This is a genomic window from Kineococcus endophyticus, assembly GCF_040796495.1.
Taxonomy (GTDB): Bacteria; Actinomycetota; Actinomycetes; order Actinomycetales; family Kineococcaceae; genus Kineococcus; species Kineococcus endophyticus.
The window spans coordinates 112535-125528 of sequence record NZ_JBFNQN010000013.1 but is presented as its reverse complement, the minus strand read 5'-3'; the positions used below and the strand labels follow the sequence as shown (position 1 = coordinate 125528).

At 71.2% G+C, this 12994-nt stretch carries 9 protein-coding genes; 3 read left to right on the top strand and 6 right to left on the bottom strand.

Annotation, left to right across the window (positions count from 1 at the left end; all coding sequences use genetic code 11):
* The first annotated feature begins 166 nt into the window (after positions 1–166).
* A complete protein-coding gene (locus AB1207_RS18605) occupies positions 167–1333 on the top strand; it encodes a UDP-N-acetylglucosamine 2-epimerase (protein ID WP_367639899.1) in 1167 nt (388 codons plus the stop codon).
* A gap of 18 nt (positions 1334–1351) precedes the next feature.
* Here the strand turns inward: AB1207_RS18605 and uvrA are convergent, their stop codons facing one another.
* A complete protein-coding gene (gene uvrA / locus AB1207_RS18600) occupies positions 1352–4246 on the bottom strand; it encodes an excinuclease ABC subunit UvrA (RefSeq protein ID WP_367639946.1) in 2895 nt (964 codons plus the stop codon).
* 317 nt (positions 4247–4563) lie between these two features.
* Here uvrA and AB1207_RS18595 point away from each other — a divergent pair, with 317 nt between their 5' ends.
* Positions 4564–5157, top strand: a complete 594-nt coding sequence (locus tag AB1207_RS18595) for a MarR family winged helix-turn-helix transcriptional regulator (protein WP_367639897.1) — start codon at positions 4564–4566, stop codon at positions 5155–5157.
* On the top strand, positions 5154–5576 hold the full coding sequence (locus AB1207_RS18590) for a DNA polymerase ligase N-terminal domain-containing protein (protein ID WP_437178983.1): 423 nt from the start codon (positions 5154–5156) through the stop codon (positions 5574–5576). Before AB1207_RS18595 ends, AB1207_RS18590 begins: the two co-directional genes overlap by 4 nt.
* 18 nt (positions 5577–5594) lie before the next feature.
* Here the strand turns inward: AB1207_RS18590 and uvrB are convergent, their stop codons facing one another.
* The 5 genes from uvrB to chvE all read right to left on the bottom strand — a co-directional run bounded on the left by uvrB (position 5595) and on the right by chvE (position 12800).
* Positions 5595–7736 carry an excinuclease ABC subunit UvrB gene (uvrB, locus tag AB1207_RS18585; RefSeq protein WP_367639896.1) on the bottom strand — a complete coding sequence of 714 codons (2142 nt, stop codon included), beginning with the start codon at positions 7734–7736 and terminating at the stop codon, positions 5595–5597.
* A 9-nt stretch (positions 7737–7745) separates the two neighbouring features.
* The gene (gene coaE, locus AB1207_RS18580; RefSeq protein ID WP_437178977.1) at positions 7746–8639 is read right to left on the bottom strand and encodes a dephospho-CoA kinase; all 894 of its coding nucleotides are present in this window, start codon (positions 8637–8639) and stop codon (positions 7746–7748) included.
* A 75-nt stretch (positions 8640–8714) separates the two neighbouring features.
* Positions 8715–9938, bottom strand: coding sequence for a multiple monosaccharide ABC transporter permease (gene mmsB, locus AB1207_RS18575; RefSeq protein WP_367639895.1), 1224 nt, complete (start codon positions 9936–9938; stop codon positions 8715–8717).
* Complete coding sequence (gene mmsA, locus AB1207_RS18570) at positions 9935–11548, bottom strand: multiple monosaccharide ABC transporter ATP-binding protein (protein ID WP_367639894.1); 1614 nt, start codon at positions 11546–11548, stop codon at positions 9935–9937. The genes mmsB and mmsA overlap by 4 nt, the downstream gene beginning before the upstream one ends.
* A 100-nt stretch (positions 11549–11648) precedes the next feature.
* Positions 11649–12800, bottom strand: coding sequence for a multiple monosaccharide ABC transporter substrate-binding protein (gene chvE, locus AB1207_RS18565; protein ID WP_367639893.1), 1152 nt, complete (start codon positions 12798–12800; stop codon positions 11649–11651).
* Between the last annotated feature and the right edge of the window lie 194 nt (positions 12801–12994).

Below are 12994 nucleotides of genomic sequence, written 5' to 3'. Positions count from 1 at the left end.
CGAGGGTAGGTCGCCGGTCCGACACGAGCCCGTCACCCCCGTGCCGCGACGCACCGCTGCCGCCCGGTCACCGTGTGCGAGAGGTCGTGCGGGGTGCGGGTGAACACGGCCCCGATCGGCCCACGCGCGGCCTGCCCGGGGGCCGGTGCCGTCCTAGCGTCCGCGTGTGGTCTCCCCGACGCTCAGCCCGTCCGTCCCGGCGCCGGCGGCGCCCGACCGTCCGCGGGTGCTGCGCCGGCCCCTGGGCTTCCCCGTCGGGGACGGCGCCCCCGGACCGGTCGCGGTCGTCGTGGGCGACGGCCTCGACGCGACGCGCACGGCGGAGGTGGTGCAGCGGCTCGGGGCCGCCGGGGTGCTGGTGCGGACCGGCGAGGCCACCGGGCTGCCCCGACCCGCGACCGACGGCGCCTGCGAGGACGTGGAGGTGCCCTCCGGAGGGTCGGGCCGGGTGCTCGGCGCCCTCGTGGCCGGGCTCGCCGACGTCCTCGCCGGGCACCGGCCGTCGGCGGTGCTCGTCCACGGCGGCGGCACCGCGGCCCTGGCGGGCGCGCTGGCCGCCAACGCGGCGGGGCTGCACCTCGTGCACCTCGGCGCGGGGCTGCGCAGCCACGACCGGCGGCAGCCCGAGGAGCACCACCGCCGGGTCGTGGACGGCCTGGCCGACCTGTGCTGCGCCCCCTCCGCCGCGGCCGTGGCCGCCCTGCGCGCCGAGGGCGTCGCCGACGAGCGGATCCTGCTCACGGGTGACCCCGTCGTGGAGTCGCTGCACCGGTTGCTGCCCGACGACGCCACCCAGGACGCCCTGGCCGCCGAGCTGCGGCTGCCGGCCGGGTACGTGCTGCTCACGGTGGACCGGCCCGACCACACCGGACAGCCCGAGCTGCTCGCCCAGCTCCTGGGGGAGGTCGCGACGCTCGTCGAGGCCGGGTTGCCGGTGGTCGTCCCGGCCGGCCCGTCGACGGCGGACCGGTGGCGGGAGCTGGGGTTCGGCGGCCTGCTGGACCGGTGCACGGTCCTGGGGTCGCTGGACCCCGTGCAGAGGACGGTCGTCCAGCACCGAGCGGCCGTGCTCGTCTCGGACGCGGAGGGCGCGGCCGAGGAGGCCTCCGTCCTCAAGCGCCCGGCCCTGCTCGTGCGCCGCGCGACCGAGCGTCCCGAGGTCCTGGGCACCTTCACCACTCTCGTGCCCGGCGGACTGCGGCTCGCCGCCGCCGTCCGCCGCGCCCTGGCCGACGACCCAGCCCGGCTGCAGACCCTGCCGAGCCCCTACGGGGACGGCTCGGCGAGCCGGGTCGTGGTCGAGTCGGTGGTCAAGCTCGTCGCCCCGTTCTGAGGCGCCGGGCCGGCGACCTCAGCTGGCCCGCGCCCGACGCCGCCGCGTGCCCGCCGTCGCCGTGGTGGTCTGGAGGATCTCGGCGAGGAACTGGCCCGTGTAGCTGGCCGGGTCCGCCGCGACCTCCTCCGGGGTGCCGGTGCACACGACCGTGCCGCCGCCGTTGCCGCCCTCGGGCCCCATGTCGACGAGCCAGTCCGCGGACTTGATGACGTCGAGGTTGTGCTCGATGACCAGCACGCTGTTGCCCTTGTCGACGAGGCCCTGAACCACGCCGAGGAGCTTGCGGATGTCCTCGAAGTGCAGGCCCGTCGTGGGCTCGTCGAGGACGTAGACCGTGCGGCCGTTGGAGCGCCGCTGCAGCTCCGAGGCCAGCTTCACGCGCTGCGCCTCCCCGCCCGACAGGGTCGTCGCCGGCTGCCCGAGCCGGACGTAGCCCAGGCCGACCTCGGTGAGGGTCGTCATGAACCTGGAGATGGCCGGGACCGCGGCGAAGAAGTCGGCGGCCTCCTCGATCGGCATGTCGAGGACCTCGGCGATCGTCTTGCCCTTGAAGTGCACCTCCAGGGTCTCCCGGTTGTACCGGGCCCCGTGGCACACCTCGCAGGGGACGTAGACGTCCGGCAGGAAGTTCATCTCGATCTTCAGCGTGCCGTCGCCCGCGCACGCCTCGCAGCGGCCGCCCTTGATGTTGAAGGAGAAGCGGCCCGGCTGGTAGCCGCGCAGCTTCGACTCCGGTGCCGAGGCGAACAGCTTGCGGATGTGGTCGAAGACCCCCGTGTACGTGGCGGGGTTCGACCGCGGCGTGCGGCCGATGGGGCTCTGGTCGACGTGCACGACCTTGTCGAGGTGCTCCAGCCCCTCCACCGACTTGTGCCGGCCGGGGACCCGGCGGGCACCGTTGAGCTTGTTGGCCAGCACCGTGTAGAGGATGTCGTTGACCAGCGTCGACTTCCCGGACCCCGACACCCCCGTCACCGCGACGAGCTGACCGAGCGGGAACTCGACCGTCACGTCCTTGAGGTTGTTCTGCCGGGCGCCGGTGACGACGAGCTTGCGCCCGTCCTGCGGGCGCCGCTGGGCGGGCACCTCGATGGCCCGGGCGCCGGAGAGGTACTGGCCCGTCAGCGACTTCGGGTTCGTCAGCAGGCCCTCGAGGTCGCCGGAGTGCACGACCTCCCCGCCGCGCTCCCCCGCGCCGGGACCGAAGTCGACGATCCAGTCGGCGATGCGCACGGTGTCCTCGTCGTGCTCGACGACGATGAGGGTGTTCCCGAGGTCCCGCAGCCGCGTCAGGGTGTCGATGAGCCGGCGGTTGTCGCGCTGGTGCAGGCCGATCGACGGCTCGTCCAGCACGTAGAGCACGCCCACCAGCCCCGAGCCGATCTGCGTCGCGAGCCGGATGCGCTGGGCCTCCCCGCCGGACAGGGTGCCCGAGGGGCGCGACAGGGACAGGTAGTCCAGACCGACGTCGAGCAGGAACCCGAGCCGCGCCTGGATCTCCTTGAGCACCTGGCCCGCGATCTTCTTGGCCCGCGCCGACAGCTCCATCGTGTCGAGGAAGCGCGAGCACTCGTCGATCGGCAGGGCGCAGATGTCGGAGATCGAGCGTCCGGCGATCTTCACGGCCAGCGAGGTGGGCTTGAGCCGCGCCCCCTGGCACACGGGGCACGGCGTCTCGCGCATGTACCCCTCGTACCGCTCCTTCGAGGAGTCCGACTCGGTCTCGGCGTGCCGGCGCTTGACGAACTCGACGACGCCCTCGAAGCCCGTGGAGTACGACCGCTCACGGCCCCACCGGTTCTTGTAGCGGACGTGGACCTGGTGGTCCTTGCCGTACAGCAGGGCGTCCTTGGCGCGCTTGGGCAGGGCCCGCCACGGGGTCGTCGTCGAGAAGGACAGGTCGGCGGCGAGCGCCGTGACGAGGCGCTCGAAGTAGTCGGCCGACCCCGCCGTCCACGGCGCGATGGCCCCCTCCTCCAGGGAGAGGTCCTCGTCCGGCACGACGAGCTCGGGGTCGACCTCGAGCTGGGTCCCGATGCCCGTGCACTCCGGGCACGCCCCGAACGGGGAGTTGAAGGAGAAGGAGCGCGGCTCGATCTCGTCCAGCTCCAGGGGGTGCTCGTTGGGGCACGCCATCTTCTCGGAGAAGCGGCGCTCCCCCTCGGGGCCCTCGACGTCGACGAGGTCGGCCACGAGCAGCCCCGAGGACAGCAGCAGCGCCGTCTCGACGGAGTCGGTGAGGCGGCGCTTGACGCCGTCCTTGACGACGAGGCGGTCGACGACGACCTCGATGGTGTGCTTGAGGCGCTTCTGCAGCGTCGGCGGGTTGTCCAGGGGGACGACCTCGCCGTCGACCCGGGCGCGGGCGAAGCCCTTGGCCTGCAGCTCGCGGAACAGCTCCGCGTACTCGCCCTTGCGCTCGCGCACGACCGGGGCGAGCAGCTGGAAGCGCGTCCCGTCGGGCATCTCCAGCAGTTGGTCGACGATCTGCTGCGGCGTCTGGCGGCCGACCGGCTCCCCGCAGACGGGGCAGTGCGGCGTGCCCGCCCGCGCGAAGAGCAGGCGCAGGTAGTCGTAGACCTCGGTGATCGTGCCGACCGTCGAGCGGGGGTTGCGCGACGTGGACTTCTGGTCGATCGACACCGCCGGCGACAGGCCTTCGATGAAGTCCACGTCGGGCTTGTCCATCTGGCCGAGGAACTGGCGGGCGTACGCCGACAGCGACTCCACGTAGCGGCGCTGGCCCTCGGCGAAGATCGTGTCGAAGGCCAGCGAGCTCTTGCCCGAGCCGGACAGGCCGGTGAAGACGACGAGGCTGTCGCGGGGAAGGTCGACCGAGACGTTCTTGAGGTTGTGCTCGCGGGCACCCCGGACGACGAGGCGGTCGCCCGCCGCGCGGGCGCTGGCCACCGAGCGCGTCGCCGAGCTGGCGGAGGTCCGGCTGCGACGGGCGCCGCCGCTGCCCTGGGCGGGCACCGGTTGCGGGGACGCCGCGGTCCCCGTCGCGCTCTGGGTCTTCGCTCTCGCGGTCTTCGCGCTCGGGGTCTTCGCGCTCGGGGTCTTCGCGCTGGAGGAGGGGGTCCGGGATGCCACGGGGCAACCCTAGGCGCCACCTCCGACACGAGCCTCCGCGCGCGGTCCGGGGACGCCACCCGTGAGGACTGCACGGGTGGGCGTCCACCGATCGGCGGACGCAGGTAGTTGAGCGTTCTGCTTACCCTCAGTACATGGCTCCACCCGTCTCCGCCCTGCAGGACGCCCACCCCCACCACCTCGCGGTCGCCGGCGTCCCCGCCGCCGACGCTGTGGCCGAGTCCGCCGCGACCGGCCCGACGCGCTGGCTGGACGACGACGAGCAGGTGACCTGGCGGACGTTCCTGTCCGCGACGCAGTTGCTCCTCGACCGCTTCGACCGGCAGCTGCAACGGGACTCCGGGATCCTCCTGACGTACTACGAGATGCTCGTGCGCCTGTCCGAGGCCCCTGACCGGTCCCTGCGGATGAGCGAGCTGGCCGAGTCCTCCCTCTCCTCCCGCAGCCGCGTCTCGCACGCGGTGGCCCGGATGGAGGAGCGCGGCTGGATCCGCCGGGAGGCCTGCCCGACGGACGGTCGCGGCTACCTCGCCGTGCTGACGGACAAGGGGCTGGAGGCCCTGGCGGCTGCGGCCCCCGGGCACGTGGAGACGGTGCGCACCACGCTGTTCGACCGGCTGACCGACGACCAGCTGCAGCAGCTGCGGTCCATCAGCGAGGTCCTGCTGGAGCACCTGCAGGAGACCGGCAGCGTCTCCCCCGTCCCGCCGGCTCCCGGGCACTCCTGACGCGTCGGGTCGAGGCGCCGGGCGCCGGCCGGTCAGGAGGGGACGGCCGGCCCCCGTTCGTCCTGCACGACCACCGCCTCCCGCGGCCGCACCACGACCTGCGGTTGGCGGAGGACGGCGTGCTGCGGTCCTGGGCCCTGCCCAACGGCCTGCCGACCGCGGCCGCCCGCAACCGGCTGGCGATCGCGGTCCCCGACCACGACCTGGACCACCTCACCTACGAGGACGCCACGAAGACCATCGCGGACACCGGCTGGTGGGAGCTGGAGGACCGGGACGAGCGCAGGACGGTCTTCGTGCTGCACGGGCGGACGGGGCCCCGCCGCTTCGCCCTGGTCCGCACCCGCGGGTCCGGAGGCCGGTCGGCAGGGCCCGGCGGACTGCTGCTGCACCTGACGTCGCAGCAGCCCGCCGGGTGAGCCGGTGGGCTCGAGGGCTCAGGCCCCCTGCGCCGCGCGCATCCCCCGCAGCTCCTTCTTGAGGTCGCCGACCTCGTCGCGCAGCCGCGCCGCCAGTTCGAACTGCAGCTCGGCGGCGGCCGAGTGCATCTGGTCGGTCAGCTCCTGGATGAGGTCGGCGAGGTCGGCCTGGGGCATCCCCGCCTTCGGCTCGGGCCCCACCTCGCGGCCGACGTTCTTGCCCTTCGCGCCCTTGCCCGGCGTCGGGGCCTTGCCGCGCGACTGCGACCGGCCGCTGCCGCCCTGGCCCCCGCCCTTGGCCGCCGCGAGGAGTTCGGCGGTGTCGGCGTCCTCGCGGGCGATGAGGTCGGTGATGTCGGCGATCTTCTTGCGCAGCGGCATCGGGTCCACACCGCGCTCGGTGTTGTAGGCGATCTGCTTCTCGCGGCGGCGGTTCGTCTCCTCGATCGCCTCGGCCATCGACGGCGTGATGCGGTCGGCGTACATGTGCACCTGACCGGAGACGTTGCGGGCCGCGCGCCCGATCGTCTGGATGAGCGACTTCGACGAGCGCAGGAAGCCCTCCTTGTCGGCGTCGAGGATCGCGACGAGCGAGACCTCCGGCAGGTCCAGGCCCTCGCGCAGCAGGTTGATGCCGACGAGGACGTCGTACTCGCCCTGCCGCAGCTCGCGCAGGAGTTCCACGCGACGCAGGGTGTCGACCTCGGAGTGCAGGTACCGCACGCGGACGCCCTGCTCGAGGAAGTAGTCCGTGAGGTCCTCGGCCATCTTCTTCGTCAGCGTCGTGACGAGGATGCGCTCGTCCTTCGCCGTCCGCAGCGAGATCTCGTGCAGGAGGTCGTCGATCTGCCCCTTCGTCGGCTTCACGACGACCTCGGGGTCGACCAGCCCCGTCGGGCGGATGATCTGCTCCACGACCCCCTTGCCGCGGGAGAGCTCGTAGTCCCCCGGCGTCGCCGACAGGTAGACCGTCTGGCCCGTGCGCTCGAGGAACTCCTCCCAGCGCAGGGGGCGGTTGTCCATGGCGCTGGGCAGGCGGAACCCGAAGTCCACCAGGGTCCGCTTGCGGGACATGTCGCCCTCGTACATCGCCCCGATCTGGGGCACCGTCACGTGGGACTCGTCGATGACGAGGAGGAAGTCCTCGGGGAAGTAGTCCAGCAGCGTGTTCGACGCCGACCCGGGACCGCGGCCGTCGAGGTGGCGGGAGTAGTTCTCGACCCCGGAGCACGAGCCGACCTGGCGGAGCATCTCGATGTCGTACGTCGTGCGCATCCGCAGCCGTTGCGCCTCCAGCAGCTTGCCCTGCTGCTCCAGCTCGGCCAGCCGCTCCGTCAGCTCGGCCTCGATGGTGCCGATGGCGCGCTCGAGGCGCTCGGGGCCGGCGACGTAGTGCGAGGCGGGGAAGACGTAGACCAGCTCCTCCTCGCGCAGCACCTCCCCGGTCAGCGGGTTCAGCGTGTAGAGCTTGTCGATCTCGTCGCCGAAGAACTCGATCCGCAGCGCGTGCTCCTCGTACTGCGGGATGATCTCCACGGTGTCGCCCCGCACGCGGAAGGTGCCGCGGGTGAAGGCCAGGTCGTTGCGGGTGTACTGCTCGACGATGAACTTGCGCAGCAGTTCGTCCCGCTCGATCGTGTCGCCAACCTTCAGCGTCACCATCCGGTCGACGTACTCCTGCGGGGTGCCGAGGCCGTAGATGCACGACACGGTCGCGACCACGATGACGTCGCGGCGCGTCAGCAGGGAGTTCGTCGCGGAGTGCCGCAGCCGCTCGACCTCGTCGTTGACCGAGGAGTCCTTCTCGATGTAGGTGTCCGACTGCGGGACGTACGCCTCGGGCTGGTAGTAGTCGTAGTAGGAGACGAAGTACTCGACGGCGTTGTTGGGCAGCAGCTCGCGGAACTCGTTGGCCAGCTGCGCGGCGAGCGTCTTGTTCGGGGCCATGACGAGCGTGGGGCGCTGCACCTGCTCGATGAGCCAGGCCGTCGTCGCCGACTTCCCCGTGCCCGTCGCGCCGAGGAGCACGACGTCCTGCTCGCCCGCGTTCACCCGTCGCGCCAGCTCGGCGATGGCGGTGGGCTGGTCCCCCGAAGGGGAGTACTCGGAGACCACCTCGAAGGGGGCCACCCGGCGCTGGATGTCTGTCGTCGGCCGCATGGGGGAAGACTAGGTCGGACCTCCGACACTCAGCCTCTCGATGACCTCCGGCAGCACCGTCACGCTCACTGCGCACCCCGGGTCGGCGCTGTCCCACCGCCGCTGACCTGCGGGGACGTACCCGAGGTCCGCCAGTCCGCTCTCGGCGGACACCCACGCCCCCAGCGGCCAGCGGTCCCCCTCGAACAGCCACGCCGGGCCGCCCGCCCTCGAGAGGCGGTGCAGCACGCGGTGCCGGTCGCCCTCGGCCGGTGTCCCGACGGGCACCGGACCGCGCCGGCCCGCACGGAGCCCCTCCTCGAACGGCACGAGCCGCTCACGCCACAGCCGCTCGACGAGCCCGGGCAGCGGGTCCGGGACGCCGTCCCGGTGGCGGGGGTTGGGCAGCAGCACGTCGGCGGCCGCGCGGCGCTCCTCGTCGGTCGCCTGCGCGGCGATCCGCGCCCGCGCCGCCTCGACCTCCATCCCCCGCTCGGTGACGAGCCGCCGTTCGCGTTCGGCCGCGTCCGCGTCGACGACCACGACGAGCGGGTACGTCGGGGCGGCCCCGGTCTCGACGAGCAGTGGCACGTCCTCGACGACGACGGCGTCGTCGGGGGCGGCGGCGGCCAGCTCGGCCCGCCGGGCCGCGACGAGCGGGTGCACGATCGCGTTGAGCGCCTCCCGCCGGGCGGTGTCCCCGAAGACGATCCGACCGAGCGCGGGGCGGTCCAGCGAGCCGTCGGCGGCGAGCACGTCCGGGCCGAACTCCTCGACGACGGCCGCCAGCCCCGGGGTGCCGACGGCGACGACCTCGCGGGCGACGACGTCCGCGTCGACGAGCACGGCACCGAGCTGCACCAGCAGCCGGGACACCGTCGACTTGCCCGCCCCGATCCCACCGGTCAGCCCCACGCGCAGCACGGCCCCGACCCTAGCCCCGGACGCACGCAGGGCCCGCCCGGACGAACCGGACGGGCCCTGCGGGTGAAGAGTGCGTCAGCGGACGCCGCTGCGCCGCTTGTTGAAGACGTCGAAGGCGACGGCGAGCAGCAGCACGAGGCCCTTGATGACCGACTGGAGCGACTGGTCGACACCCAGCAGCTGCATCCCGTTGGAGATGACGCCGACGAGCAGACCACCGATCATCGCGCCCTGGATCTTGCCGACACCGCCGGTGACGGCCGCACCACCGATGAAGGCGGCCGCGATGGCGTCGAGCTCGAAGCTGTTGCCGGCGCTGGGCTGGGCCCCGTTGGACCGCGAGGAGAAGATGACCCCCGCGACCGCGGCGAGGAAGCCCATGTTGACGAAGATCCAGAAGTTCACCCGGCGGACGTTGACGCCGGAGAGCTGGGCCGCGGCCAGGTTGCCGCCGATGGCGTAGACCTGACGGCCGAAGACCGAGGACTTCATGACCGTCGAGTAGGCCAGGATCAGCACGGCCAGGATGATGAGGACGATCGGCAGACCACGGCTGTGGGCCAGCTGCCAGGCGAAGGCCATGACGACGACGGCCACGCCGACGATCTTCAGGATGAACAGCGGCATCGCGTCCACGACCTGCTGGTAGCGGACCTTGGCGACGCGGGTGCGGACCTGGGTGACCGCGAAGGCGACGACGGCCAGCGCCGCGATGAGCAGCGTGAAGGCGTCGTACCCGTTGCCACCGATGAGGCCGTTGCTGAACCCGGTCGCGACCTTCGTGTACTGCTCGGGGAACGGCGACAGCGAGACGTTGTCGAGCACGTAGAAGGTCAGACCACGGAACAGCAGCATGCCGGCCAGGGTGACGATGAAGGCGGGGATGCCCACGACCGCGACCCAGAAGCCCTGCCACACACCGATGGCGATGCCGACGCCGAGGGCCGCCAGGACCCCGACCCACCACGGCTGGCTGGACCCGATGACGAGTTGCGCCGAGACCGCGCCGGTCAGCGCGACGACGGACCCGACGGACAGGTCGATGTGCCCGGCGACGATGACGATGAGCATGCCGATGGCGAGCACGAGCACGTACGAGTACTGCAGCACGATGTTCGTGATGTTGCCCGGGCTCAGGGACAGCCCGTCGGTGAGGATCGCGAAGAGCAGCACCACGACGACGAACGCGATGTAGATGCCGCTCTCGCGCAGGTTCTGGGTGATCGCGACGAAGGGGTTCGCGCTGCCGGTCTTCGGCGTGGGCGCCGGCTTGTCCTTGGTCAGCGTGCTGCCGCTCATGCGGTGCGCTCCTGCGGGGTGAGGTCGTCGGTGGGGTGGGGGTCGGGCGCGGTCGTGAGGCTGCCGCCCTTGGTCATGAGGACCATGAGGCTCTCCTGGCTCGCCTCGGCGATCGGCAGCTGGCCGGTGATGCGCCCGGCCGACAGCGTGTAGATGCGGTCGCAGATCCCGAGCAGTTCGGGGAGTTCGGAGGAGATGACGATGACGGCCTTCCCGGCGGCCACCAGGCGGTTGATGATCGTGTAGATCTCGTACTTCGCGCCGACGTCGATGCCGCGCGTGGGTTCGTCGAGGATGAGGACCTCGGGGTCGGAGAAGATCCACTTCGACAGGACGACCTTCTGCTGGTTCCCCCCGGACAGCTTGCCGGTCAGCGCACTGACGGTCGGAGCCTTGATGTTCATGCTCCGCTTGCTGTCCTCGGCGACCTTGATCTCCTCGTTCGCGTCGACGAAACCGCCGTTCGCGAGCTTGTCGAGCGCGGCCGCGGAGACGTTGCGCTTGATGTCGTCGATGAGGTTCAGGCCGAACTTCTTGCGGTCCTCGGTGGCGTAGGCCAGGCCGACCTTGATCGCCTCGCGGACCGAGCGCGCCTGCACCTCCTTGCCGTGCAGGAACAGTTTCCCGCCGAGGTACCGGCCGTAGCTGCGGCCGAACACGCTCATCGCCAGTTCGGTGCGCCCGGCGCCCATGAGGCCGGCGATGCCGACGACCTCGCCCGCGCGGACGTTCAGCGAGGCCCCGTCGACGACGAGGCGGTCCTGGTTGGCGTGCCCGACGGTCCAGCCCTCGATGCGGAGGATCTCCTCGCCGGGGTGGGACTCGCGCTCGGGGTAGCGGCTGTCGAGGTCGCGGCCGACCATGCCGCGGATGATGCGGTCCTCGGTGACGGCGTCGGCCCGCATGTCGAGGGTTTCGATCGTGCGGCCGTCGCGGATGATCGTCACCGAGTCCGAGATCGCCTCGATCTCGTTCAGCTTGTGGGAGATCATGATGCTCGTCATGCCCTCGTCGCGCAGCTGGCGCAGGAGGTCGAGCAGGTGCGCGGAGTCGTTGTCGTTCAGCGCGGCCGTCGGCTCGTCGAGGATGAGGAGCTTGACGTCCTTGCTGAGGGCCTTGGCGATCTCGACCAGCTGCTGCTTGCCGACGCCGAGCTGACCGATGGGCGTGGTGGGGTTCTCCGCCAGACCGACGCGCTGGAGCAGCTTCGAGGCCTCGCCGTTCGTGCGGTTCCAGTCGATGAGACCGCCGCGGCCCTTGATCTCGTTGCCCAGGAAGAGGTTCTCGGCCACCGACAGGTAGGGCACGAGGGCCAGCTCCTGGTGGATGATGGCGATCCCCGCCTTCTCGCTGTCCACGATGCCCGAGAACGTCGAGAGGTTTCCGTCGAAGTGGATCTCGCCCTCGTAGGTGCCGTGCGGGTACACCCCGGAGAGCACCTTCATGAGGGTCGACTTCCCGGCGCCGTTCTCCCCGCAGATCGCGTGGACCTCACCGCGGCGCACCGACAGCGAGACGTCGGACAGAGCCTTGACCCCCGGGAAGGTCTTGGTGATGGAGCGCATCTCGAGGATGTTCTCGGAGCGCGTGGTACGGGTGTTCTCGGTCATCGGTGAACCGTCGTCCCTCGTCGTGTTCGGGAGTTTGTGGCTGGACCGCACGAACCCCGCCCCGGGTCCGCGAGGACCCGGGACGGGGACGGTGGTGAGGTCAGCTGGCCTTGCCGGCGTCGACCTCGGCCTGGGTGTAGTACCCGGTGTCGACGAGGGCGGACTTGACGTTGTCCTTCGTGACGACCTGGGACTCCAGGAGGTACGAGGGGACGACCTTGACGCCGTTGTCGTACGTCTTGGTGTCGTTCGCCTCGGGCTCCTTGCCCTCGACCAGGGCGGTCGCCGCGGTGACGGCCTGGTCGGCCAGCTTGCGGGTGTCCTTGAAGATGGTCGAGTACTGCACGCCGTCGTTGATGAGCTTGACGGAGGCGATCTCGGCGTCCTGACCGGTGATGACCGGCATCTTGGTGCCGGACCCGCCGTAGCCGGCGTTCTGCAGCGCGGTGATGATGCCGCGGGAGATGCCGTCGTAGGGCGACAGGACGCCGTCGACCTTGCTGCCGTCGTTGTACGCGGAGGTCAGCAGGTCCTCCATGCGCTTCTGCGCGGTCTCCTGCTGCCACCGGAGGATCGCGGCCTGGTCGATCTTCGTCTGGCCGGACTTCACCTTGAGCTTGCCGGAGTCGATGTACGGCTTGAGCGTGTCGTACGCGCCGTCCCAGAAGAACTGGGCGTTGTTGTCGTCCAGCGAACCCGCGAACAGCTCGACGTTGAACGGGCCGGCGGCGGTGCCCTCGGACCCGTCGGCGTTCTTCAGGCCGAGACCGGTCAGCAGCGAGGTGCCCTGCTGCACACCGACCTTGTAGTTGTCGAAGGAGACGTAGAAGTCGACGTCCTTGGAACCGCGGATGAGGCGGTCGTAGGAGATGACCTTGATGCCGGCGGAGGCCGCCGAGGACAGCTGGCTCGAGAGCGCGGTGCCGTCGATCGCCGCGACGATGAGGACCTTGTCGCCCTTGGTGATCATCTGGTCGATCTGCTGCGACTGGGTCGGGATGTCGTCGTTGGCGTACTGGAGGTCGACCTTGTAGCCGGCCTTCTCCAGACCCGCCTTGACGTTGTTGCCGTCCGCGATCCAGCGCTCGGAGGTCTGGGTCGGCATCGCGACGCCGACGGTGATGTCGCCCTTGTCGGCGGGGGCGCTGCTGCTGCCTCCGTCGGCACCGGTCCCGGCACCGCCGCCGCCACAGGCGGCGAGGGTCAGGGCCAGGCCGGCACCGAAGACGGCAAGGGCACTGCGGCGTTTCATCACGGCGGGACTCCTCTGTACCTCGTGAACCCGCGCGGCGTCCGGCCGCGACGGGATGGGGATGTGCGCCGTGGTGGCGCTGGGGGCTGCCGGTGGGAGCCGAGCTTCCTCGTCTCGTCGCCACCCGCAGGTCGTTCGGATGTCCTCATTGTTAGCGTTGCCAAACGGGCTCGTCAAGCGGATCACCCGGTTGC

Excerpts from the sequence above, each read along its gene's own strand:
- mmsA (WP_367639894.1), bottom strand. The coding sequence starts at position 11,548 with ATGACCGAGAACACCCGTACCACGCGCTCCGAGAACATCCTCGAGATG.
- uvrB (WP_367639896.1), bottom strand. The coding sequence starts at position 7,736 with ATGCGGCCGACGACAGACATCCAGCGCCGGGTGGCCCCCTTCGAGGTG.
- AB1207_RS18595 (WP_367639897.1), top strand. The coding sequence starts at position 4,564 with ATGGCTCCACCCGTCTCCGCCCTGCAGGACGCCCACCCCCACCACCTC.
- mmsB (WP_367639895.1), bottom strand. The coding sequence starts at position 9,938 with ATGAGCGGCAGCACGCTGACCAAGGACAAGCCGGCGCCCACGCCGAAG.
- chvE (WP_367639893.1), bottom strand. The coding sequence starts at position 12,800 with ATGAAACGCCGCAGTGCCCTTGCCGTCTTCGGTGCCGGCCTGGCCCTG.